27 protein-coding genes and 1 pseudogene are annotated in these 23,251 nt (G+C 56.1%); 20 read left to right on the forward strand and 8 right to left on the reverse strand.

All coding sequences use genetic code 11. From position 1 onward, the window contains the following. Positions 1-16: 16 nt before the first annotated feature. From pstC to phoB, 5 genes are read left to right on the forward strand one after another with little or no spacing between them, the layout of a single operon-like run. Positions 17-1,495 (forward strand): phosphate ABC transporter permease subunit PstC, encoded by a 1,479-nt coding sequence (gene pstC, locus LRK71_RS08445; RefSeq protein ID WP_232402577.1) that lies wholly within the window; start codon positions 17-19, stop codon positions 1,493-1,495. Beyond that, the gene (pstA, locus tag LRK71_RS08450; RefSeq protein WP_232402578.1) at positions 1,495-2,847 is read left to right on the forward strand and encodes a phosphate ABC transporter permease PstA; all 1,353 of its coding nucleotides are present in this window, start codon (positions 1,495-1,497) and stop codon (positions 2,845-2,847) included. Before pstC ends, pstA begins: the two co-directional genes overlap by 1 nt. 14 nt (positions 2,848-2,861) lie before the next feature. Then, positions 2,862-3,659 (forward strand): phosphate ABC transporter ATP-binding protein PstB, encoded by a 798-nt coding sequence (pstB, locus tag LRK71_RS08455; RefSeq protein ID WP_232402580.1) that lies wholly within the window; start codon positions 2,862-2,864, stop codon positions 3,657-3,659. Positions 3,660-3,679: 20 nt separating this feature from the next. Continuing rightward, positions 3,680-4,390, forward strand: a complete 711-nt coding sequence (gene phoU, locus LRK71_RS08460; RefSeq protein ID WP_232402583.1) for a phosphate signaling complex protein PhoU — start codon at positions 3,680-3,682, stop codon at positions 4,388-4,390. A 3-nt stretch (positions 4,391-4,393) separates the two neighbouring features. After that, positions 4,394-5,083, forward strand: coding sequence for a phosphate regulon transcriptional regulator PhoB (gene phoB, locus LRK71_RS08465; RefSeq protein WP_232402585.1), 690 nt, complete (start codon positions 4,394-4,396; stop codon positions 5,081-5,083). Between the two features lie 73 nt (positions 5,084-5,156). Here the strand turns inward: phoB and LRK71_RS08470 are convergent, their stop codons facing one another. Further along, positions 5,157-6,071 carry a LysR family transcriptional regulator gene (locus LRK71_RS08470; protein ID WP_232402587.1) on the reverse strand — a complete coding sequence of 305 codons (915 nt, stop codon included), beginning with the start codon at positions 6,069-6,071 and terminating at the stop codon, positions 5,157-5,159. Between the two features lie 104 nt (positions 6,072-6,175). On the opposite strand from LRK71_RS08470, the gene LRK71_RS08475 reads away from it, so the two are divergent. Both LRK71_RS08475 and LRK71_RS08480 read left to right on the forward strand, forming a co-directional pair. Next, positions 6,176-7,396, forward strand: coding sequence for an acyl-CoA dehydrogenase (locus LRK71_RS08475; RefSeq protein ID WP_232402589.1), 1,221 nt, complete (start codon positions 6,176-6,178; stop codon positions 7,394-7,396). 738 nt (positions 7,397-8,134) lie between these two features. Continuing rightward, a complete protein-coding gene (locus LRK71_RS08480; protein WP_232402591.1) occupies positions 8,135-9,880 on the forward strand; it encodes a SulP family inorganic anion transporter in 1,746 nt (581 codons plus the stop codon). Positions 9,881-9,951: 71 nt separating this feature from the next. Here the strand turns inward: LRK71_RS08480 and LRK71_RS08485 are convergent. Beyond that, positions 9,952-10,649: pseudogene (locus tag LRK71_RS08485) on the reverse strand (IS30 family transposase). Positions 10,650-10,930: 281 nt separating this feature from the next. Between LRK71_RS08485 and LRK71_RS08490 the strand changes: the two are divergent. Together LRK71_RS08490 and LRK71_RS08495 are read left to right on the forward strand one after the other, a co-directional pair. Then, a complete protein-coding gene (locus LRK71_RS08490) occupies positions 10,931-11,122 on the forward strand; it encodes a helix-turn-helix domain-containing protein (protein ID WP_232402593.1) in 192 nt (63 codons plus the stop codon). A 697-nt stretch (positions 11,123-11,819) separates the two neighbouring features. Next, positions 11,820-11,975 carry a hypothetical protein gene (locus LRK71_RS08495; RefSeq protein ID WP_232402595.1) on the forward strand — a complete coding sequence of 52 codons (156 nt, stop codon included), beginning with the start codon at positions 11,820-11,822 and terminating at the stop codon, positions 11,973-11,975. A 190-nt stretch (positions 11,976-12,165) separates the two neighbouring features. Here LRK71_RS08495 and LRK71_RS08500 read toward each other — a convergent pair whose 3' ends face one another. From LRK71_RS08500 to LRK71_RS08510, 3 genes are read right to left on the reverse strand one after another with little or no spacing between them, the layout of a single operon-like run. Then, positions 12,166-12,678, reverse strand: coding sequence for a D-Ala-D-Ala carboxypeptidase family metallohydrolase (locus LRK71_RS08500; protein ID WP_232402598.1), 513 nt, complete (start codon positions 12,676-12,678; stop codon positions 12,166-12,168). A gap of 4 nt (positions 12,679-12,682) precedes the next feature. Then, on the reverse strand, positions 12,683-13,261 hold the full coding sequence (locus tag LRK71_RS08505; protein ID WP_232402600.1) for an ATP-binding protein: 579 nt from the start codon (positions 13,259-13,261) through the stop codon (positions 12,683-12,685). Then, entirely contained in the window at positions 13,258-13,722 is a 465-nt protein-coding gene (locus tag LRK71_RS08510) for a hypothetical protein (RefSeq protein WP_232402601.1), read from the reverse strand. The genes LRK71_RS08505 and LRK71_RS08510 overlap by 4 nt, the downstream gene beginning before the upstream one ends. Before the next feature lie 670 nt (positions 13,723-14,392). On the opposite strand from LRK71_RS08510, the gene LRK71_RS08515 reads away from it, so the two are divergent. The 11 genes from LRK71_RS08515 (at position 14,393) to LRK71_RS08565 (ending at position 20,192) form a co-directional block, all read left to right on the forward strand. After that, positions 14,393-15,340, forward strand: a complete 948-nt coding sequence (locus tag LRK71_RS08515; protein WP_232402602.1) for a hypothetical protein — start codon at positions 14,393-14,395, stop codon at positions 15,338-15,340. Positions 15,341-15,395: 55 nt separating this feature from the next. Next, positions 15,396-15,725: a hypothetical protein gene (locus LRK71_RS08520; protein WP_232402603.1), complete on the forward strand. Its 330-nt coding sequence runs from the start codon at positions 15,396-15,398 to the stop codon at positions 15,723-15,725. A gap of 2 nt (positions 15,726-15,727) precedes the next feature. Then, positions 15,728-15,955, forward strand: coding sequence for a hypothetical protein (locus LRK71_RS08525; RefSeq protein ID WP_232402604.1), 228 nt, complete (start codon positions 15,728-15,730; stop codon positions 15,953-15,955). Beyond that, positions 15,952-16,359 carry a hypothetical protein gene (locus LRK71_RS08530; RefSeq protein WP_232402605.1) on the forward strand — a complete coding sequence of 136 codons (408 nt, stop codon included), beginning with the start codon at positions 15,952-15,954 and terminating at the stop codon, positions 16,357-16,359. Before LRK71_RS08525 ends, LRK71_RS08530 begins: the two co-directional genes overlap by 4 nt. After that, complete coding sequence (locus tag LRK71_RS08535) at positions 16,352-16,891, forward strand: hypothetical protein (RefSeq protein ID WP_232402606.1); 540 nt, start codon at positions 16,352-16,354, stop codon at positions 16,889-16,891. The genes LRK71_RS08530 and LRK71_RS08535 overlap by 8 nt, the downstream gene beginning before the upstream one ends. Beyond that, a complete protein-coding gene (locus LRK71_RS08540) occupies positions 16,888-17,601 on the forward strand; it encodes a hypothetical protein (protein ID WP_232402607.1) in 714 nt (237 codons plus the stop codon). Before LRK71_RS08535 ends, LRK71_RS08540 begins: the two co-directional genes overlap by 4 nt. After that, on the forward strand, positions 17,594-18,214 hold the full coding sequence (locus LRK71_RS08545; protein ID WP_232402609.1) for a lytic transglycosylase domain-containing protein: 621 nt from the start codon (positions 17,594-17,596) through the stop codon (positions 18,212-18,214). The genes LRK71_RS08540 and LRK71_RS08545 overlap by 8 nt, the downstream gene beginning before the upstream one ends. 11 nt (positions 18,215-18,225) lie before the next feature. Then, complete coding sequence (locus tag LRK71_RS08550) at positions 18,226-18,441, forward strand: hypothetical protein (protein ID WP_232402611.1); 216 nt, start codon at positions 18,226-18,228, stop codon at positions 18,439-18,441. Next, positions 18,438-18,674, forward strand: a complete 237-nt coding sequence (locus LRK71_RS08555) for a hotdog family protein (RefSeq protein WP_232402613.1) — start codon at positions 18,438-18,440, stop codon at positions 18,672-18,674. Before LRK71_RS08550 ends, LRK71_RS08555 begins: the two co-directional genes overlap by 4 nt. A 183-nt stretch (positions 18,675-18,857) precedes the next feature. Then, positions 18,858-19,226 (forward strand): hypothetical protein, encoded by a 369-nt coding sequence (locus LRK71_RS08560; RefSeq protein ID WP_232402615.1) that lies wholly within the window; start codon positions 18,858-18,860, stop codon positions 19,224-19,226. A gap of 198 nt (positions 19,227-19,424) precedes the next feature. Further along, positions 19,425-20,192: an SDR family oxidoreductase gene (locus tag LRK71_RS08565; protein WP_232402617.1), complete on the forward strand. Its 768-nt coding sequence runs from the start codon at positions 19,425-19,427 to the stop codon at positions 20,190-20,192. Positions 20,193-20,196: 4 nt separating this feature from the next. Here the strand turns inward: LRK71_RS08565 and LRK71_RS08570 are convergent, their stop codons facing one another. From LRK71_RS08570 to LRK71_RS08580, 3 genes are read right to left on the reverse strand one after another with little or no spacing between them, the layout of a single operon-like run. Continuing rightward, positions 20,197-21,060: an acyl-CoA thioesterase gene (locus LRK71_RS08570; protein WP_232402628.1), complete on the reverse strand. Its 864-nt coding sequence runs from the start codon at positions 21,058-21,060 to the stop codon at positions 20,197-20,199. A gap of 44 nt (positions 21,061-21,104) precedes the next feature. Continuing rightward, positions 21,105-22,316, reverse strand: a complete 1,212-nt coding sequence (locus LRK71_RS08575; protein ID WP_232402630.1) for a serine hydrolase domain-containing protein — start codon at positions 22,314-22,316, stop codon at positions 21,105-21,107. A 50-nt stretch (positions 22,317-22,366) separates the two neighbouring features. Further along, positions 22,367-23,131 (reverse strand): enoyl-CoA hydratase/isomerase family protein, encoded by a 765-nt coding sequence (locus LRK71_RS08580; protein ID WP_232402632.1) that lies wholly within the window; start codon positions 23,129-23,131, stop codon positions 22,367-22,369. Between the last annotated feature and the right edge of the window lie 120 nt (positions 23,132-23,251).

Below are 23,251 nucleotides of genomic sequence, written 5' to 3' on the forward strand. Positions count from 1 at the left end.
CACCCCGGAGTTTTTGATGCCAACATTCTGGCTTATCGTTATTCTGCTCGCGCTTACCGCCTGCGGCTTTTTTGGGGGGCGCCGTCGTGCCCTGGCCTCTGCCAATGGCAACCCGCGCGATTTGCACTCATTGCCCGTCTACTATGGCGCCAATGTCGCCATGAGCATTGCCATTCCGGCGCTCATGACCCTGGCGATCTGGCTGCTGGTCCAGCCCATGGTGATTGAGACCCGCGTTTCCGCCAGTCTGCCATCTGAGGTGATCGCTGAAAATACTAGCATCGGCCTTGTTATGGGCGATGTGCGCCGACTTTCTGATGGCCTGGATGAGGCCGTGGTACAGGGTATTTTTGAAGAAAAACAATCATTTGCTTTGAATACTGAAGCCACTGATGTCCGTGCAGCCCTAGGCACGGTCGGTGTCGCGCTTGGCTCGGATGTGCGCCCCGAAGTGCTGGCTGCTGCGCAGCAGTATCGTCAGTTGTCCAGCACCGGCAAGCGGGCCATGACGCTGGTCTGCCTGATGCTGGCGCTTGGCGGACTGGCCCTGTCGCTGCGCAATACCAACAAGACGTTTCGCGCGCGAAACGTGGTTGAGCGCGGCATTCTGGCCCTGCTGGTACTGGCGGCCTCTCTTGCGATCCTGACAACGGTGGGCATCGTCTTTTCGATGCTGTTTGAAACCATCAATTTCTTTGGCCTGCACACCTGGCGCGACTTTTTCTTTGGCAAGACCTGGGCACCGAATTTCCGCGGTGATAGCGAATTGTCGATGCTGCCACTGCTTTGGGGCACGCTGTATATCTCGGCGATTGCTCTTTTGGTGGCGGTGCCTGTGGGGTTGTTCGCGGCGATCTACCTGTCGGAATATGCGGGGTCTGCGGTGCGGTCCTTTGCCAAACCCCTGCTGGAAATTCTCGCAGGGATCCCGACAATTGTTTATGGTCTGTTTGCCCTGCTGACGGTTGGACCTCTGCTGCTCAAACTCTTTGGCCAAGGCGAAGAGGGGCTGCTGGGGCTTACCTGGATGAGCGGCGCCACCTCGGTGCTGACCGCCGGTTTGGTGATGGGCATCATGTTGATCCCCTTTGTCTCTTCGCTGTCGGACGATATCATCAACGCGGTGCCACAAACGCTGCGGGATGGCTCTTTGGGGCTGGGGGCAACCAAATCGGAAACCATACGCCAGGTGGTTCTGCCGGCTGCCCTGCCGGGCATTGTGGGGGCCATCCTGCTGGCGGCGTCACGCGCCATTGGCGAAACGATGATCGTGGTGATGGGGGCCGGGGCGATTGCCAAGTTTTCGGCTAATCCGTTTGACTCCATGACAACAATCACCACCCGCGTGGTCAGCCAGTTGACTGGCGATACCGATTTCGCCAGCCCGGAAACGCTGGTGGCCTTTGCCCTCGGGCTTTCTCTCTTTGTCCTTACCCTGGGCCTCAATGTTCTGGCGCTCTATATTGTGCGCAAATATCGGGAGCAGTATGACTAATGACCGATTTTAGCCCCTCTTCAACACCGCCAGCCTCGGTTCAAACATCGCTGCTAACCCTTTCGGATCGCACCAAAAAGCGTAACGCGAACGAGCGGCGTTTCAAGGCCTACGGCATCGCCGCCATCTCGGTGGGACTGCTGATGCTGCTGGTTCTGGTGGTAACAATCTTTGGGCGCGGCACCGGTGCCTTTCAACAGACTTTCGTGACACTGGACGTCGCGCTACTGGAAAGCAAGCTGGACAAAACCGGCGCGCGCAATATCGAAGATATCAAACGGGTCAGCACCTTTGGCTATGCGCCACTGGTGAAGGGCGCAATGAGCGCGGCCATCGAAGAACACGGCGTTTCTACCTCGCTCAAGTCGAAACAGCTGGCCGGGCTCTTGTCGAAAAGCGCGGTGGCGCAGCTGCGTGCCTATGTCTTGGCCAACCCGCAACAGATCGGCGAAACGGTTGAGTTCCGCTTTTTGGCGCAGAGCCGGGTTGATGGCTATCTGAAGGGGCGTGTTAGCCGCGACAGCATTGAAAACGATAAGAATATTTCAGTAGCGCAGCTTGATGTAGTGGATGCTCTGGTAGCGGCCGGGGTGATTGAAAAATCCTTCAATCTGGACTTCATTCTGGGGGGCGATGCCTCTGACCAGCGCCCCGAAGCCGCTGGCATGGGGGTCTCTATGCTGGGATCGTTCTTTATGATGCTGGTCGTATTGGCCCTGGCGCTGCCGATTGGCGTCGCCGCCTCGATCTATCTTGAAGAGTTCGCGCCAAAGAATTGGATTACCGACATTATTGAGGTCAATATCGCCAATCTGGCGGCGGTGCCCTCAATCGTCTACGGGATCCTTGGTCTGGCAGTCTTTATTAACTATATGCACCTGCCGATGTCGGCTCCGCTGGTGGGGGGGCTGGTGCTGACGCTGATGACGCTGCCAACCATCATCATTTCGACCCGCGCGGCCCTGAAGGCGGTGCCTCCGTCGATCCGCGACGCAGCGCTGGGGGTTGGTGCCTCGAAGATGCAGTCAGTGTTTCACCATGTGCTGCCGCTGGCCGCACCGGGCATCCTGACCGGTACCATCATTGGCCTGGCCCAGGCGTTGGGGGAAACCGCGCCGCTGCTGCTGATCGGTATGGTTGGCTTTATCGCCTCCAACGCGCCGGAAACCCTGGGTGAAGGGCTGCTATCGCCAAATTCCGCCATGCCGGCCCAGATCTATGAATGGGCTAAACGGGCGGATCCCGCCTTTTATGAACGTGCCTGGGGCGGCATCATTATCCTATTGCTCTTTCTTGTAACCATGAACACGGTGGCCGTTGTGTTGCGTCGCCGCTTTGAACGCCGCTGGTAACCGGAGGTGAGGCTATGAACACCATGAATATGTTGGATAAAAACTTGGACACAACGACCACCAAGATCACCGCGCGGGACGTCAATGTCTATTATGGCGACAGCCATGCGATCAAAGATGTGAATGTCGAAATTGACGCCAATACTGTCACGGCCTTTATCGGGCCATCGGGGTGCGGTAAGTCGACTTTCCTGCGGTGTATCAACCGGATGAACGATACAATCGATGTTTGCCGCGTGCGCGGCGACATTCTGCTGGATGGCGAGGACATCTACGACAAACGTGTCGATCCAGTGCAATTGCGCGCGAAGGTTGGGATGGTGTTTCAAAAACCTAACCCGTTCCCGAAATCGATCTACGATAATGTCTCTTATGGACCGCGGATCCATGGGCTGTCGCGTAATAAGGCCGAAATGGATGAAATCGTTGAAAAATCCCTGCGCCGTGCGGCCATCTGGGAAGAGGTGAAAGATCGGCTGGATGCACCGGGTACCGGACTTTCTGGGGGCCAGCAACAGCGACTGTGCATTGCCCGCGCCATCGCTACCGAACCCGAAGTGCTGCTGATGGATGAGCCATGCTCTGCCCTCGATCCCATTGCGACGGCCCAGGTAGAAGAGCTGATCGACGAGCTGCGGGCCAATTACTCTGTTGTTATCGTGACCCATTCGATGCAGCAGGCTGCACGGGTCAGCCAGAAGACCGCGTTTTTCCATCTGGGGAATCTGGTCGAGTTTGGCCCCACTGGCCAGATCTTTACCAACCCGGAAGATCCGCGTACCGAAAGCTATATCACTGGCCGTATCGGCTAGCGCCCACAAAGGAAATTATCATGGTAGAACAACATATTGCCTCCGCCTTTGATCGGGACCTCGAAGCCATTCAGGCACAGATCATGAAGATGGGCGGCCTTGTCGAGGTCGCCATCGTTGACTGCGCCCGCGCGCTGGAAACCCGCGACGAGGAGTTGGCGCAGCAGGTACGCAACAGCGACAAGGCGATTGATGGGCTGGAAGAGCTGATCAATGAAAATGCCGCCCGTGTGATCGCCATCCGCGCCCCGGCGGCAGTGGATCTGCGGGTGGTTCTGTCGGTGATGAAAATCGCCGGCAACCTGGAACGTATTGGCGATTATGCGAAAAACATCTCCAAACGGACTGGTGTTTTGATCCAGGGGCAGGATATTTCGGACAATGCCGCAGCGCTGCGGCGAATGGCGCGCGAGGTTGAGCTGATGCTGAAAGACGCGCTCGATGCCTATATCCAGCGCGATATCGAACTCGCGGCTGATGTGATCACCCGTGACCGCGAGGTCGACCAGATGTATAATGCGCTGTTTCGGGAATTCCTGACCCATATGATGGAAGATCCGCGCAATATCACCTCTTGTATGCACCTGCATTTCATTGCCAAAAATATCGAACGCATGGGCGATCATGTGACCTCTATCGCGGAAGAGCTGATCTATCTGGTTACCGGCAACCGCCCCGAGGAGGATCGGCCCAAGGCGGATACCACCTCTACCGCGCCGCAGGAGTTTTAAGAGATGACTGCCGATCAGCCTACCGTTCTGATCATCGAAGATGAACTGGCGCAGCGCGAGGTGCTTGCCTATAATCTGGAGGCCGATGGCTTTCGCGTCAGCCGTGCCGAAAACGGCGAAGAGGGGCTACTGCTCGTCGAAGAAGACATGCCCGACATCATCGTGCTGGATTGGATGATGCCAAATCTCAGCGGGATTGAGGTCTGCAGACGGCTGAAAACCCGCCCCGAGACCCGCAATATTCCTATCATCATGCTGTCGGCCCGATCAGAAGAGGTCGACAAGGTACGCGGGTTGGAAACCGGCGCCGATGATTATGTGGTAAAACCCTATTCTGTCATCGAACTGATGGCACGGGTGCGTACACAGCTGCGCCGGGTCCGCCCGTCAACCGTGGGGATGCGCCTGGAATTCGACGACATCGTGCTGGATGCCGAAACGCACAAGGTCAGCCGGTCTGAAAACGCGCTAAAGCTGGGGCCAACCGAGTTTCGCCTGCTTTCCACCTTTATGGAAAAGCCGGGCCGGGTCTGGAGCCGCGAACAGTTGCTGGATCGTGTCTGGGGCCGCGACATCTACGTTGATACCCGCACGGTTGACGTGCATATCGGCCGCCTGCGCAAAGCGCTGACCCAGCATGGCGGTAGTGATCCGGTGCGCACAGTACGCGGTGCCGGCTATGCTCTGGGCTAGACCGCAGGGCGTATCCCAGCGGTAGGTCTATGGAACGGGCTCTTTCTAAGGGCCCGTTTTTGTTAGTTTTTCACTATCGGGGCAGGGGGTCTTCGGGCTGGGCTTGCCCCTCAAGCCAGGTGCGAAAGCTCTGCAAGGCGGGGTCGCGCGATTTGCTTTGTGGCCAAACCAGGTAATAGGCACCATTTGCCTCGCTTGGCTGCGGTTGTAGCGCGGTCAAACGCCCGGTCGCGATTTCCTGTTCGACCAGGTAATCGGGCATCAGGGCCACCCCTAGCCCATGCAGCGCCGCCTGAGTGATCGTTGAGAATTGATCATAGATCGTCCCACCCAGATCCTCGGGCAGGGTCGATACCCCCTGCATTTCGCACCAATCGCGCCAGGCATTGGGCCGGGTCTGAATATGCAGCAGCGGCATTTCGATGATCTGTTTCGCCGGAAGGTAGCGGCCGATCTCGACCAGTTCAGGGCTGCAGACCGGGATCAGATGTTCATGCTTTAGCAAGAGAGACGACGTTCCGGGCCATTTGGCATCGCCAAAATGTATAGCTGCGTCAAATGGTTCACTAGCAAAGCTAAAGCTCTCTAGCCGGGTGGTCATATTGATGGTGACATCGGGATGTCGGCGGGCAAATTCTGGCAGGCGTGGCATCAACCACCGCATACCGAAGGCCGGCAAAATCGCCAGGTTCAAGCTGCCGGCCATCGGTGCCATCTGCACCCGCAGGGTTGATTGGGTGATCTGATGCAGCGCCTGGCGCACCTCTTGTGCGTAGGTCGCAGCCTCGGCGGTCAACTGCAGTTTCTTGCGATCCCGCTGCACCAAAGTGACACCCAACTGGGCCTCAAGTGATTGTAATTGCCGACTTACTGCCCCTTGTGTCAGGCAGAGTTCTTCAGCCGCTGCCGAGGCGCTGCCAAGCCTGTCCAGGGCTTCCAGTGCGCGCAGGGCGGCGATAGAGGGCAGGAATCGTCTGGGCAATTGCATGTATGCGCTTTTGTCATGTTTGATTGCCAAAGTCTCGCTGTTTTTCAGCGCTCCCGCCTGTTAATGTTTGCGCAATACTCACAGATTTTGCAAAGGGCCACCTCATGACCGATAAACCACAGCTGCGCGCCAAGGATGCCCCCGATCTGGGGCGTTTCACCTGGGAAGATCCGCTGCGGATGGATGATCAGCTGAGCGAAGATGAACGCATGATAATGGCCTCGGCGCGGGCCTATGCACAGGAAAAGCTGCAGCCACGGGTGACAGCTGCCTATGAAAACGAAGAGACCGATCCGGCAATCTTTCGTGAAATGGGTGATATGGGCCTGCTTGGCACCACCATCCCCGAAGAATACGGCGGCTTGGGCGGCGGCTATGTGTCCTATGGGCTGGTCGCACGCGAGGTAGAGCGGGTAGACAGCGGATATCGTTCAATGATGTCCGTCCAAAGCTCACTTGTGATGTATCCGATCTATGCCTACGGCAGCGAAGAGCAGCGGCAGAAATACCTACCAAAGCTGGCCTCGGGCGAATGGATTGGCTGTTTTGGTCTGACAGAACCTGATGCCGGGTCTGATCCGGCTGGCATGAAAACACGGGCGGAAAAGACCGCAACCGGCTATAAGCTGACCGGCTCCAAGATGTGGATTTCCAACGCGCCGATTGCCGATGTCTTTGTTGTCTGGGCCAAATCCGAAGAACATGGCGGCAAGATCCGCGGCTTTGTGCTGGAAAAAGGCATGAAGGGTCTTTCGGCGCCAAAAATTCAGAACAAGGCCAGCCTGCGCGCCTCGATCACCGGTGAAATCGTCATGGATGGCGTTGAAGTCGGCGATGAGGCCCTATTGCCACATGTGCAGGGGTTGAAAGGGCCGTTTGGCTGTTTGAACCGGGCCCGTTATGGCATCAGCTGGGGGGCCATGGGCGCCGCCGAGGCCTGCTGGCACGCGGCGCGGCAATATGGGCTGGACCGGAAGCAGTTTGACCGCCCGCTGGCCAACACTCAGCTTTTCCAGCTGAAACTTGCCAATATGCAGACGGAAATCACCCTTGGGTTGCAGGCCTCGTTGCGGGTTGGTCGCCTGATGGATGAGGCGAACGCAGCCCCAGAGATGATTTCAATCGTCAAGCGCAACAACTGCGGCAAGGCGCTGGAGATTGCCCGCCATGCCCGTGACATGCATGGCGGCAACGGAATTAGCCTGGAATTCAACGTCATTCGTCACATGGTGAACCTTGAAACCGTTAACACCTATGAGGGCACCCACGACGTACATGCGTTGATCCTGGGGCGGGCACAGACCGGTCTGCAGGCGTTTTTCTAGGCAAAATATTGGCCTGAGACCGACATCGCAGTGCCTTTTGCAGTATAAGATTTTGGCGAGGGAGGGATGCCTTCCCTCGCCATTTCAACAGCTTTACATGCGTTTATGCAAGACCATTTTGCGTTATTGCAATTTGACGTTTCTTCGCGCCGATACACGCAGTCTTACAAAGCGCAGCAGGTTGCGGGTGAAGCAATCCCACCAAGAATCGGATCCAAAACTATAAACGTCGCGGGGCAAGAACTGCGGCACGGCAGCAGCGTTTTTGCGATGCATGCAGGGGCTGGCCGTACCTGTCTGCGCCGATGCCCGCATGGGAAAGGTTAACCCGCAGAGAGGGCCATTGCAGCAGGACTAGCGCGGAACGGATTTTTCGGTGGTAGCTATGAGATTACGCAAGGCGCAATTTTTCATCACAGAACGTGGTTCGGCTTGCATTCTTGCAATGGGGGCAAGGGTAATCCAAGCGCTCGCGATAGCGGGCTGCATTTCTGCACGGACCATTTTGCGAAAATGCGCGTGTAAACACGCAAAGGAAACTGTCAAATTTGGACGTCAGCCTGCGCATTTATGCGCATTTACAATATCTTAACCGGGCCAGATCCGAAAGAAAAGACCTATTTTCCACAAGACGCAGGCAAGGGGTTTACAGCAGGAATAATACATATAGATAAATGAATGTGTAAATGTAGTATCGCTCCCAGATCTGTTCCACGGAAATCAAGAAAGATCGCGACAATGAAAACCCAACCGTCAAAACCCCTGATGGAAAAGATCTTTCCGGTTCTGAGCTGGGGGCGGACATACAGTCGACAGGATCTTGGCGGCGATCTGACAGCGGCGGTGATCGTGACCATCATGCTGATCCCGCAATCGCTGGCCTATGCCTTGCTTGCGGGGTTGCCCGCCGAGGTTGGGTTATATGCTTCGATATTGCCGCTGGTGGCCTATGCGCTTTGGGGGACATCGCGGGTACTGGCGGTGGGGCCGGTTGCGGTGGTGTCCCTGATGTCGGCCTCGGCGCTGGCGCCGCTTGGCCTGACGCAGGTCGCGGACTATGTGGCAGCCTCGGCGGTGCTGGCCTTGATGTCGGGGGCATTGCTATTGCTGATGGGCGGGCTGAAGCTTGGCTTTATCGCCAACCTGCTGTCGCATCCGGTGATCGCAGGCTTTATCAGCGCCTCTGGTATTCTGATTGCGATCAGTCAGGCCAAGCATATTCTTGGTATTCCTGCCAGCGGTCACAACCTGCCGGAAATCCTGCTGTCATTGGGGCAGGGGATTGGGCAGATCAATCCCGTTACCGCCGTGTTGGGATTGGCGGTTCTGGGGTTTTTGTTCTGGTTGCGGCGCGGGGTTCCGGCGCTGCTGCAGAACCAGTTTGGCCTGTCACAGCAGCTTTCGGGCACCATCGTGCGTATTGGGCCGGTCTTTGCTGTGGTGGGCACAATCTTGCTGTCCTGGGGGCTGGGCCTTGCGGATCAGGGCGTTGCAGTTGTCGGTCAGGTGCCAACCGGCTTGCCGCCCATTGGCGTGCCAGCCATGGATGCCGAACTGGTTAAGGCGCTGATTACACCAGCTATTTTGATCACCATTATTGGCTATGTTGAAAGCGTGTCGGTGGCGCAGACCCTGGCGGCCAAGCGTCGCCAGCGGATCGACCCAAATCAAGAACTCAACGCGCTGGGGGCTGCGAATATTGCCTCGGGCCTGTCGGGGGGCTATGCGGTGACCGGGGGATTTGCCCGCTCGGTGGTAAACTTTGATGCCGGGGCGCGCACGCCGGCGGCGGGTGCCTTGACAGCAGTTGGATTGACTTTTGCCGCTATCTACCTGACGCCATTTATGTATTTTCTGCCAAAGGCCACGCTTTCTGCAACAATTATCGTGGCAGTTCTGTCGCTGGTGGATTTGTCGATCCTGAACACCGCCTGGCGCTATTCGCGCGCCGATTTTGCAGCTGTCTTTGCCACCATACTGCTGACGCTACTGGCTGGGGTGGAAATTGGCGTCGGTGCCGGGGTGATCACCTCGATCTGCCTGTTTTTGTGGAAAACATCCCGGCCACATGTGGCCGAGGTCGGACAGGTGCCGGGCAGTGAACATTTTCGCAATATTGAACGTCACAGCGTTGTCACGGATCCTAAAATCGTCACGCTCCGGATTGATGAAAGCCTGTACTTTGCCAATGCGCGGCGGATGGAAGACCTGATCCTGGATCGGGTTCATCGCGGTGATGGCGCGGTCAAACATCTGGTCCTGATGTGTTCAGCGGTGAATGAAATCGATCTCAGCGCGCTGGAGTCGCTAGAGGCGATCAACCATCAGCTGGCGGATATGGGGGTGAGCTTGCACCTGTCAGAGGTCAAGGGGCCGGTGATGGACCGGTTGCAGCGCAGTCACTTTCTGCAGGACCTGACCGGAGAAGTGTTCTTGTCGCAAAACTGCGCGTATCAGAAGTTGCGCGAGACGTTGCAAGACTAGGCATTTCTGTGCAGGTGGTCGCTGCTGAGTAGTAGTGTTTGATGGCTCAAGGGTCGTTGCGACGGTTTCCGCTATCTCAGTTTCAACATCTCTTCTCTGAACGCCTCGGTCGGGGTTCTCCAACCGAGACACTTTCTGGGCGTTCCGTTCAGGCGGTCGCAAATCGCCTTCATATTGCGATTTGAGAGCGCCGCGAGCTGGGTGTCTCGGGGCAGATATCGGCGTGCGCGCTTGTTCAGGTTCTCGATGGATCCCTTTTGCCACGGTGCTTGCGGATCACAGAACCACGCCTCCGTTCCGATCCCAGGTTTGAGCCTGCGCCAGTTCCTAAACTCAATCCCGCGATCAAAGGTGATCGATTTACGGGCTGGCTGGGGCAGGGGTTCCATCACGCCCATCAACCGATTCATCAGGTGCGTTGTGCTGCGGTCGTTGTTGCGGAACAGAACGGCAAAGCGGGTTTTTCGCTCGACCAGTGAGGCGACATTCATCTTGCCCTGAGCGCGCTCAAAGATCATCAGATCACCCTCCCATTCGCCAAACGTCTCGCGGGTATCAACGTAGTCAGGCCGTTCATGGATGGACCGATCTGGCGGGAACACCAGGCCGCGGGGCCTGCGCGAATGATGTGGCCGTTGCGTTTGATGTCTCGGTAGATCGTCGAGACATGCCTGCCGATCTCCGCCGCGATCTCTCGCACAGGGATCGCGGCATTCAACATATCCTCAATCGCACGCCGTTCACGCAGGTTTAGCTCTCTATGCGCCATCTTTCATTCTCCTTGCTTTCCAGCAAGATAGGGGAAATTTCGCAACCCAGTATAGAATGTGCCTCGCTACACAACATAAAACTCATAATCAGTAGTATGGTCTGGGGATATTAAGTTGCTGATAATAAAGGTGAAAATGACCGAGAGGCGTTGCCCTACCTTTGCAGCAATTTACCACAACCGATACAAGGCTCAGAGGGCAACCCTCTCGGCTTGTGTGTAAGCTATAGGTTAAGCGTTCTTATTTCAAGGTAAGGTTTGCCGGACTTAAAGGCTCAACTATGCGCGGCAAAAAAATCACCGAAAATGAGAGAATTGCTATTCTCGTCCTCCTGTCCAAAGGCCATTCGCGCCGTTTCATTGCGAAAGCTTTGAATCGCTCCTTGGCTGGCATTCAGGGCCAGATTGACGCCATGCGCGCCCAAGGCCTGATTGAATGCGAGGGGCAGGGGGCGGGCAATGACAAGCAATAAAAAAGCCTTCGGCCCAATGTATCAGCGCGAGATGAAAGCCTATGCGGTTTCTCAAGGCGTAAAGGGATATGAGCTAAACGTCCTTGGCGCGCTGCTAGACTGCTGCAACGGCGACAGCGGGCAATCTCGGCCCGGTCGGGCGCATATAATGGAAAAGACCGGTATCCAGTCTGAGAGGACGTTAGATAAGCACTTGAAGGCCCTGCGAGACCGCCAAATGATTTTGCCCTTAGCCTACCTCTCGGGCGGGAGAGGTCGCACAACTGTTTACGGGTTTTGCCTGCCAGCGTGGAGCGGGCAGCTGCGCAAAGAAACCCCCGCAACACATGCGGGGGAAACAGACCAAGCGAAAAACCAAAACCCCCGCAAGTCTTGCACTAAACCCCCGCAAGTTATGTCACAAACCCCCGCAAGTTATGCGGCCCCAACAGAAAGAACAGATAGAACAGAAGGGGATGAGGACACGCCTAGTCGGCGTGAAGGGGATAAAGTGCCAGAGCGCAGGCCACGCGCCAGAACGGACACCCTGACCCCTATAGGGAAGTTTGACGCGATTTCGGTCCTGTCACGCAATGGGGTCAGCGCGACCGTTAGCCAAATCACCGCAGGGATGAAAACCGCAGACCTAGCCCAACTTGGCTATGTGGTGGGATAGAGGCCCTTCGGGCCAGCTTAGAAATTAGGAAGGTTTGAAATTTTGACGGAAACGCATTTGGTACTGATGGCGGGGGCTGTGCTGTTGCAAAGCCTGCTTGGCTGGCGCTGGTTCCTGATTGCCTTGGGTGGTGCTTGGTGGATAGCTGGGCGGGCGCGCTGGCTGGCGGTATTGCTGGGGGTTGGTGGGTTGATGTAAGGCCCTCTCCCCCTTGCTGGGGACACCTCCGCTAAACCTCTGATTTTATCCACACAATGCGCCCTCGTGAAACGGTTGTTTTACGGGGGCTTTATTGTCGCTTGAGGGGGGTAGAACGGGGGAGGAACGTTACAAAAACCCCTCCCGCACAATGACATGGGGGAGGGGGAGGCTTTCGGAGGTTGTGGAATTACCGGCTGCGGATACGCCCCCAGCGATCACGGCGAGAGCGCGGCAGACTGGGGCGGCTGGCTTTGGGCTGGCGGGTCGCTTGCGCTTCTTGTGGTGGCGCTGCCGGGAATGGTTCACCCCATCGCGCCGGTTGTTCCCGCGTGTCGATATGGAGAAAGTTTTGCTTGGGATAGGTGCCGAAACTGCTGAATCCGGCTTTTTGCGCGGCGGCCTCAAGTTGGCGAGGGTCATGGTTCCGCAAGTTGATATCGTAGGCACGGGCGCGCAGGTGCTGGGACTGTTCCGCCCCGCCAACGCGCCTATTGTGTTCCGGCGAGCGATAGGCGCTGTTGAGATAGATCGGCTTGCCGAGGTCGTCACGCAAGGCTTGCAGGCAGTCCATGGCGTCAAAATCGACCATAAGCGCCCCGCTACCACGACAGGCCATTTCAAGCGGGGAGAAGTTCGGCCAGCGCCATTCGTCCAGGGGGAACAGGCTGTAATGATCAAATTTCTGCAGGTGTGAGTTCATGGCATTAGTCCTCTAAGAAGTCGCCAACGGGCGCGTTGCGGCGCGTCTGCGCCTTTTTTTGACCGATCAGGGAGGCGGCCAGCGAAATATCGTTTGAGCCACTGAGGCGGCCCCAGAAAGTCTTTGCGGATTGTTCGCGATAGTTCGGATGAACGCCGCTTGGGCGCTGGGTCAAAAGCATGATGCCCATCCCCGCATGGCGGCCCATATTGAAAATCCGCATCATCATTTCATTTTGCGAGCGAAGGTAGGTCGCGGCCTCGTCACAAACGACGTAAAGCGGACGTTCCTTTGAGCTTAGACCAAACGCGATATGTAGCGTCTTAATGGCAATCTCGGGATCGGGTGCGCCAACTTGGATCAGCCGCGTTCCGCCCTCAATATCGGCCCGCAGGCTGGCATATGTGGTTGCAGCCGGTAACGTCGGGTCGATCCAAATCACCTGCGGGGGTTTCTGTTCAACGATCAGGCCCTTGGCTTTGGTCGTCTTCCCAGATCCGCGCCCGCCATAAACGGCAGTCACTTCTTCAAAAAACGGCTTTGTTGGGACGTCTGCGGGGAACTCATAAGCTGGTTTGATCATGCTTCTGCCCTCTGGGTGTTGAATTCGGTTTGCTGGGCAGGCGGGGCGGATTGTGCCTCGCGGACCATCTGCAAGCACATATAGCCATGCATTCCAACGGCCATGATTTTGCCGATGGTGCCTTTGGCTTTATCCAGCATCCAAGGGGCGTATTGTTCGGCCAGTTCGTAACAAGCCGCACAAGCCTCGTCGCCAATTTCATTTGATGCAGCTTCTGCCAGTTCGACGCGCGCGTTGATGCGCTTGGAAATGAGCGCTCCCCCCATGTGGTGCGCCATTTTCCACATCGCGCCAAACTCAGTTGGCGTCATGAGGTCGCGGGGCGGGTCCGTCACCTCTGAAAGTTCTTGGGGAGCTGCATCGGTGGGCCGTTCTGCAATCGGCGCGGGAAGGTTTGCGACCTGTGACGGCGGGGTGTTCAGCGTGGCGGCTTCCAGCGCTTCCAAGGCGACATCATACATTAGAATTTTCCATATACTTCTTCAAAGGCGTTTAGCTCCTCGGACGGCAAGGGAGGGGTGGGGCGCTCCTTTGCGGTTTCGGCAGGGGTGGGCAGCGGGCGGGCTGTAGTGGGCATCTGTGCGGCCTCTTTGGCGCTCTGGTGTGGTTTAAGGCGAGATATCGCGTTGCATTCGCGGTCGTACTGTTCCCAATCAACGGATTGACCAAAAAAGCGATCAACTGATTGGCGGCGATGCAGGGGGCACCGGGTCGCCCCTCGTGACCACCGATTGAAGTGGGCGCGTGATACTTGAATTATTGTTTCCACGGTCTTCAGGCGCGGCCCATTCACGAAATACGCTTGTTCAAAGGATGGTAACATTTTGCTTTTCCTTACATTAGACGCGGGTGAAATGTAGCAAAATACGCGCATATGCTCAATATTTATGAGCGCATATGCGCGCTAATATGCGCATAAATTCAATTACTTGGATGAGTTATTTCGTGTTTAAAGGGAGCGCGATAGGCAAAGCCGAAAAATCGGATTGCAGACCCTGAAATTTAAGGAAAATGACATGAAGGCAAACACAAAACTGTTCCTGACAATGGCACTTGGCGTTGCAGCAGGCCTCGCACTGGACAACGTGCTGCGCCGCAACCCCACATACAACGCGCTGGTGGGCTAAGCTCATGCGTCGTATCAAAACAGCAGGTGTCGGCAAGGAGCTGGCGCAGAAGGCGCAGACCACAACGGCAATCGCCAAAGTGCGCAACGTCTTCACCACCTCGCCCGCCTACGCGGACGGCACCGCAACCATGGACCTAAAGACTGGCGCCTATACCTATCAGGTGCTTCAGTTTTCGATCTGGTCTTCGGTTGCGATTGCCGGGGAGACGTTTCAGCGCGATGGCCGGCACATCGTTAACACCGCCAATCTGTCCAAATATATCACGCGTGTCCGCCTAGAGATTGACGGCGTGGTTGAACAAAATTTGAGCATGGCAGACTGGATCAAGTTCAACGCCAAGGATGGCTACAACGTCGCGGACGGCGTGTGGTGGATGCACTTCGGCGGGCCACATCAGTTTGACGATAAGCGGGTGGAAGACGTCTACGCTCTGGGAACCAGCAATCTGCGCTCCGTCCGCATTCTTGTCGATCTGACTTCTGATTGGAACGATGGCAACATGCAGCTTGCGGGTATGGCCGAATACACCTCAACACGCCGCCATGTGACCCACCTGCGCACGATTAAATCAAATCGGCATTCCCCTGCGTCGGCTGGTGAATATACCATTTCCGGCCTGCCGATCCACTCTGATATCGGCGCAATCTACGTCTTGGGCGAGGGCATCAAGAGCGCCAAATTCGTGGTTGATGACGTCGAGATTTTCGACGCTCGCAACTACCAAATCGAAGCTTTCAACCTGCTTTACGGCGCAGACACAACCGCCCTGGGCAATGGGATCGTTTTTGACTTCATGCGGTCCAATGAGATCACCAAAGCTTTGAAGTCGCTGGAACGGAGCGACCAGCGCAAGCGCAACGCCGATATTCGCATTGTCGTGGATATGGACGCGGCCAACGAGCTGAATGTGATTGTTGATCAAGTGGGCGCTTACGCCACCCAAGGCTAAATCCCCTAGCCCTGCGCAGCGACTGCGCGGGGCAAAACTGAATTCAAGGTGAGACATGGCGACAGAGGCAACCGGAGACGTCGGGCATCCTGACGACACGAACTATGCGGGTGACGGCTGGAAAAAGGTCTGGGGCTTCTTTGACGGGCTGGCCGGTGTGGCTGACCGTGTGGAAGGGGTCACTGAGGATCTTTCCGACACCTCGGATCACATTGTTGACGCCAAGCGCGGCTGGTTTGAATTGCGCCGCGACGAACGGGACGCAGAAACAGCCGATATGCTCGCAAAATCAGCTTGGCAGCGCGGCGATAATGTCGAGTTGACGAAATACTGGGCGCTTGGGGCTGCGGCCCTTGTCGCCGTTCTTATCATCGCCGGGAAATAGTCATGGCTGCACCCCCTCTTAGCTTAACGCTCAGCCCCTCATCGGCGGCAGACACCGGTGACAACCTTATTGATGCAGGAGATTTTACAGTGGATTTTGGCGATAAAATCACCGGAGACGGTGGCGCGGCGGCCAACTCTAACCCAATCGCAAATCTTGGCGGGCAAGTCATCCAAGGTGTTCTGGTGGCAGTGCTGGCGAAATGGGCTTTTGAGAAGGTTTTCAAATGAAGGCGTTGACAAATTCCCGCTTCTCAACATCGCTTGCACCACTGCCAGAGCGCTTTCATGGCCAGATTGCAGATGCTGCTGAACTTGCCCTAGCTCTTGAAGTCGGGGCCCGCCCGGATACGGCAACCATTAGCATTGAAAACCGCGACACTGGAGAACTAGCAGCCTATGCCGTGATCGGCCCCGACGATGATGGAATGGTGGTTATCTACGTGGCGCGGTCGTGGCTGACTGGCCTTGGCGCAATGGCAATTCGTGGCCTTTTTGGCGCGGCTCAATGCATCAGCAGCCCATTGCGCGTTCATGCTGACCAGATCCGCACCTATGCCCGAATTTTAGGGGCAGAGAATGCACTTTCAGCCATCGACGCTGACGGTGTTCCCATGGGTGTGTTTCATGGGTAGCAAGGCCAGTTCTGCAACTTCGACCGAGACAAACAACTACGCGATGGACCTAAGCGCCACCAACGGTTCAGGAACCCAAATTCTGGATAGCATTATTGTTGATCCGTCCGATCAGGTGATGATGAAAACCATTGAAGGCCATAAAGCGGCCTTTGAGGTCATGATGACAAACAGCAGCGTCCAACTGTCTGAATTGCTTACGCTTGGCTCTGAAATCATGACCTTGGCAGACAATCAACAGATCCGGCTTGAAGGCGCAAATTATCACATGCTGGACACCGGGGTTCGGATGCTTAAGGAGCAAATGGACGCGGGGAAATACGTGATCGACTTTGTGGATATGTCCACAAATAGAACCTTTGATTTGGCCGAGCAGTTGACCAACGACAGCAGCAGCGCCGTTGAGCAAGCGCTTGAAATCGTTGGGGATGTTAAAGCTTCAACTACTACTGACATGGTGCAGGCAATTTCGGCTTTTATGGTCATTTTTGGGCTTGGTGCCCTCTACCTCATCACAAGGAATAAACAATGAAAACGCCCCGCAATATGGTGCTTACATCGTTTGAGACAAAGCGGCTCGCGAAATCTGAAACAATTGGATACCTCGGGGGGCAGTTCCCCGGCGTTTTTGTCCGTATGAATGGAGAGGATATCTATTTGCGGGAGGGTCAATGCGTTGCCTGTGAGGGTGAATATATTGAACTCAAAAACCCTTTTTCTCGGACTGGCAGCGCAACGATCGTACAAGACGCGCCCGTAAACTTTACGGGAAATCATAGCATTGCATCCCGCCGCTACTTTCCCACAATCCGTTCGTTGGCAGGGGTTGAAAGTGTCGACGGTTCTAGCCTTGGCCTAACTGAATTTTACCGCGCGACGCTGTTTTTCACTGAAACAGTTCCAACTTCGATTGACTTGGAAATGTCGGTGGCTTGCAAGGTTATTTCCCTTGATGAGGCGGACCTTGGGGCATTTTCAGCAAGCGAGCTGATACGCAACATCAAGCCAAGTTTTGTTGACGGGATCGAGCATTTTTCAATCGGTGGCGAACTGCGCATTATCAGCCTGCCGGACTTTGCCGCGCTGGAAGATGCTGGCAAGCTTCTGGCTTATCAAGACCGAATGACCACCGTCACATTGGAGCCAGGGCGGCCCATCCTTGTCGCGCGCCTCCACGGCGGGAGTCTGCAAGTCAATTTTGAAGCGTTTGACCTGCCTTACGTGAGCGCCGAAGATGTCTAGGCTGGCCATTCTGGCGGCACTGGGCGGCGCTGGGTGGTATGCTTGGCAATCTGGGTACTTGGATCAGTATTTGCCGCCAGAATACGCCTACGGGGCTGTCATGGGGCAGGGCGGCTCTGGCCCCACCGTTCAGCCTGTGGGTTTTTCGGTTTCAACACCGGGTACGCTGGAAGAAAATTTACTGCGCGAGAATTGGACGTGGGTTTCTAGCTATGCGGCAACAGAGCCTGAATTGGCGGCCGCGATCATGTGGCAGGAAAGCCGCGGGAAGGTGCGCGCAATTAGCAGCGCCGGGGCGCGGGGTCTCATGCAGGTTATGCCGTCCACCGGCAGAGATTTGCATGACCGCTTAGGCTATGGCCGGATCCAACCGACAATGGCCAACCTCATGACTGCCGAGGGGTCAATTTATTTCGGCACTGCCTACATGGAATATCTGCACACGATCCGAAACGGGCGCTCTTGGGAGTGGTACATTCGGGCCTATAACGGTGGACCGGGTGGCGCCGATAAATTCATGGGCGGCGGAAAAAATGCCGAAAATGATGGCTATTACAGCAAGGTTTTAAGGCGATGGAATACCCTTAGAACAAGATCAGAAACAATCACCTAGGAGATAATAAAATGGTACTACCATTGGCCGCAATTCCGGTTTGGGCATGGTTTGCAGGCGGGGCCGGTGTCGGTGTCGCTGTGATGGGCGCAGGCGCAGGGGCTGGGAGCTTTGTTGCGGCCCGCAACATTAGCGAAGGACTTGAAGACGGTTTGCGCATTGCAGTGCCGGTCGGTGTCGGGGCGCTGGTGGTCTATGCAGCCTATCAGATGGCGTCAAAGAAATGAGCTATTGGGAAAGCGCAAAAGAAACTCTGGGCCTTGGCTCGGACGCCCCAGAACCTGCGGCCACCGCCCGCGATGAGGGCGGCAGCTGGGTTGCGGGTATGGTGGCCGGTCAATTGCCCGGTCATGGGACGCTGTTTGATTACGACGGCGGCGGGTTTCGCTTCACCAAGCCGCTGCAAATTGGCTTGGTACTCATGGCCGGGTACGGTCTGTTTCGCATGATTGGGCGTTAAACCATTGGATCATATGTATTTATCAAATTGGATCATGGGCGGCGGTGCTGGCGCTGTCATTTGGTTCTTTACGCGCAGGCTGATCGCGACCTTGGACAAGGTGGCCAACAAGGTAGTTGAGCACGGCGAAGAAATTGGACGCCATGGCGTCAAAATATCCAATATGGAACGGGAGGTTTTCAGATGAAATGGATTGCAGAACTGCTTGGGATTGGGAGCAAAATTGTAGAAGCGCGCAGCCGCTTAAAGGTGGCGAAAATTGAGGCCCAGACTACCGCCACGCAGTCGCGGGCGCAACAAGATGGCGCATGGGAGGCCATGGCGGCTGAGAACGCTCGCAACAGTTGGCTTGATGAATACTGGACAGCCGTTTTGACTGTGCCTCTGGTGCTGGCATTCCTTGGCGCTGGCGATGCCGTGGCAGACGGTTTTGCGGCGCTTCAGGGTGTGCCGGATTGGTACAAGTGGAGCGTTCTTGCATCGGTAAGTTTTGCCTTTGCTCGCAAGACGATGCCGGGCGTTGCTGATTGGGTTTCGCGCAAAAAGAGCTAAGGGGCTTGACCCGTCATTTGCGAACGCGCTAAACAGGGTTCACCACAACCGTAACGAAATCGCAAACTTGTCCATATCGAATAGTCGCATAATCAGTATTATGGTAAATTATCACATTCCGTTCCGTCACACAGGATTGGCAGAGTGTATTTTGCGCGATAGCCTTTCTTGCATAAAACCAGGGACAAGGCGATCGAAATGGATATCAAGGGCAGTTGTATTGTTGTGACCGGTGCCGCTCAGGGCATTGGCAAGGCGCTGGTGCAGAGGTTTGCCACTCTTGGTGCTTCGCATGTCATCTGCGCTGATATCGACCGCGAAGGTGCCCAGGATGTTGCAGCGCAGACCGGAGGTACCGCCTTTGCGGTGGATGTGCGTGATGAATCCAGCATCAAGGACCTGATAGAAACGGTCGAAGACACCATTGCGCCGATTGATCTATTCTGTTCCAACGCGGGCATTCTGACCATGGGTGGCTTTGAAGTTGCCAATGAGGAATGGCAAAAGATATGGGATATCAATGTGATGTCCCATGTCTGGGCCGCGCGTCACCTGGTACCCCGGATGATGATACGCGGTGGTGGCCATATGTTGAACACTGCCTCGGCGGCGGGTTTGCTAAACCAGATTGGCGCTGCGCCCTATGGCGTAACAAAACACGCTGCGGTTGGCTTTGCGGAATGGCTGGCCATCACCTATGGCGACCAGGGCCTGGGAGTTTCGGTTCTGTGCCCGCAGGCGGTGCGCTCGCAGATGACCAAGGGATTTGAAGGAAGCGTTGCCAGTGTCGACGGTATGCTAGAACCTGAAATCGTTGCTGATTTTTGTGTTAACGCGATTGAAAACAATGAGTTCCTGGTGCTTCCGCATCCACAGGTCAAAGATTACATGCAGGCAAAAACAGCGAACTATGGCCGCTGGATCACCGGCATGCAAAAGCTGCGCGACCGGTTTTCCGGCCGATAAGGTATCAACTGGTGATGGGTCGCATCAGGCCTTCCTGGGCAACACTGGCCACCAATTTTCCATCCCGAGTGTAGATAGAGCCGCGGTTAAAGCCGCGGCCGCCACCGGCAAATGGCGAATCCATGGTATAGAGATGCCATTCATCGAACTGCACCGGCGCGTGAAACCACATGGCGTGATCCAGACTGGCCGTCATGGCTTCGGGTTTATGCCAGGTCAGCCCATGCGGCCGCAGCGCTGATCCCAGTAAACCAAAATCGGACGCATAGGCCATCAGCACATGTTGCAACTGCGGCCCTGCCCCTTTGGCGGCCTCCATTCTGATCCACATATGGTTGATATCACTGCTAATACCAGGATTAAGCGGATCTCGGGGTTCGATGTCGCGAATTTCAAACGGCCGCTGGCGGATAAAGTCGGCGCGGTTTTCTTTGTCAATGCGATGGGCATTTTTCTGGTGCAATTCATCCCGCGACAACAGCCCCTCCGGTGGCGGGATATCTGGCATTTCATGCTGATGTGCCCAGCCCTCTTCGACGCGATGGAAAGAGGCCGCGAGGTTAAGAATCTGACGACCATTCTGAATGGCCGTCACGCGGCGTGTGGTAAAACTGCCGCCATCCCTGGAGGGATCCACGTCATAGATCACCGGCTTGCTGGGGTCGCCCGGACGGATGAAATAGCCGTGCAGTGAATGGCACAGCCGTTCTGGCACGCTCGCATAGGCCGCTGCCAGGGCCTGGGCGATAACCTGTCCGCCATAGATCCGCATTGGGGTTTCGCCACCAGATCCAATGCCCCGATAGAGATTTGTATCCAGCTCTTCCAGATCAAGCAGGTTGAGAAGAACAGTCCCGGCATCAGTCATTTGGCGCATCTTTCTAAAGCGGATATTGGCGTTACTGCCACAGGTTAATCGGTCAGCGTGCCGTGAACCAGCGCTTTCAGTTCCGCCCGCGCCGGATAAGAGCTGGAGGGCGCAAGCTGGGTAAAGAAAACAACTGAGAGGTCCTGCTTGGGGTCGACCCAAAAGAAGGTCGAGGCCATGCCACCCCAGCTGAAATCCCCAACAGATCCGGGGCAGCGCGCCCGCGCCGGGTCAAGCACCACAGCCCCGCCCAGACCAAAGCCCATGCCATCCATCGGCTGTTCAGCAAAGCTTTGCGGTCCCATCGAGGCAATATCACCTGGAAGGTGGTTTTTCATCATGAATTCAATGGTTTTTGGCGACAGGATATAGCCGTCCTTTGCCCGTCCTTTTTCGCGTAGCATCTCTGTAAAGCGCATGTAATCGTCAATTGTGCCAACCAAACCGCCGCCACCGGACATCATGTCAGCCGTTTCAAACGGAGAGCCCCCGTGTAGATCGGTAAGCCGTAGCCGCTCGCCGCCGGGCTCGGCAGCATTCAGCGCCATGGCATCGCCAGACAGCGGCGTATAGAGAGAGGCAAACCGGTTCCCCGCTGTGCGTGGCACCCTGAAAGTGGTCTCTCCCATGCCTAAGGGGGCGAAAATTTCTGCGGCGAAAAAATCGCCCAGGCTCTGGCCTGAAACCACCTCAATCACCCGTCCAAGCACATCAATGGAAACGGAATATTCCCATCGCGTGCCGGGTTGAAACGCCAAGGGGTAGCTGGCCAGATGCGCAACCATCTTGCCCAGATCGCCTTGGTTTGGCTTGAACATCAGCTGTTCGCGATCCATCGCCTGCGAAAGAACACCGGGATTGAAGGGATAGCTAAGGCCAGAGGTATGGGTGAGCAATTCATGCAGGGTTGGTGTACGGGCTGGCTCTGTCTGGTCAATCGAGGTGGCGCCAGGGATAAGCGCCTGCATCTCGGCAAATTCCGGGATGAAGTCCGACACAGGCGCATCCAGATGAAACAGCCCCTTTTCTGCCAGGATCATCAGCGCAACAGAGGTCACTGGCTTGGTCATCGAATAGATCCGCGCCAGCGTATCGCGAGTGAAGTCGAGGTTCTCTTCGACATTGCGCCGCCCGGCCGCATGGAAGTAGCATTCGGCGCCCGCCTGTTTTATCAACAGGGCACTACCGGCATATTTTCTTTCATCTACATAGCGCTGCTGCCAAAGCCTAATGTTTTCCAGCCGGGTCTGATCCATTGCCTACACCTTTCTATTTTCAACCGGGCGCGTTTGTCCGCGCCGCGCTGTTACCCGCGATCTATCATGCTCTGCATCGCAGCTTTGGTCTGGCTGTTGAACCAGCCGCCCTCGGGCGCATTGCCGCCAGCCTCTATCGCCGCTCTGATCCGCGCGATTGTGTCACCTCTTAGCTGTTGCTTGATGGAGGCATAGGCAATCGAAGGAAGTTCGGCGAGTTTGCGTGCCTCGGCGAGGGAATAGCCCATCAGGTCTTCGCGATCTTCTGCGACAATGTCGATAAAGCCAAAATTGCGCGCGGCGATTGGGCCAATGGGCTGGCCCGTTAGCATCAAGCGGCGCAGCGTATCGGCATCCAGCGTTGCCTTGGCGATTTCAAGCGGGCCAACCGGAAAATCGGCACCGACGCGAACCTCTGCCAGGCCAAATGAGGACTTTGTCATGGCGACCCTGCGATCACTGGCCAGCACAAAGAACAATCCTCCTGCAATCGCAGCGCCGCCGACGCAAGCGACCACCGGTTTGGGACAGGCGTAAAGGGCCAGAAAGCCCTCGTTCAGGCCACGCACAATGGCGTGTTGCTGATCAAGATCGAAATCCTGTGCCTCCTTCAGGTCAAGGCCTGCAGAAAACACCTTGAAAGGGCTGGATATAATGATTGCGCGCACCGCATCGTCGGTGCCAAGCCGGGTGATCAATGTGCCAAATTCCATTAGAAATTCAGCGCTCAGCGCATTGACCGGGCTGCGCCCCAACTGCAGCTCAACAATCCCGTCACCATGTTCACGGATACTAAGGGTGTCCTCTTCTGCCATTCCGGGCCTCCTTCGTTGGATAAAGGCCCGCGCTTGGCAAAGGCCTTTGGGGGACATATTGCACAGCCCAGGCCCAATCGGTCGAGGGCAAAGAGCTACGTAGAACCACGCATAAATTTG

It is taken from the genome of Pseudophaeobacter flagellatus, assembly GCF_021228235.1.
Lineage (GTDB): Bacteria > Pseudomonadota > Alphaproteobacteria > Rhodobacterales > Rhodobacteraceae > Pseudophaeobacter > Pseudophaeobacter flagellatus.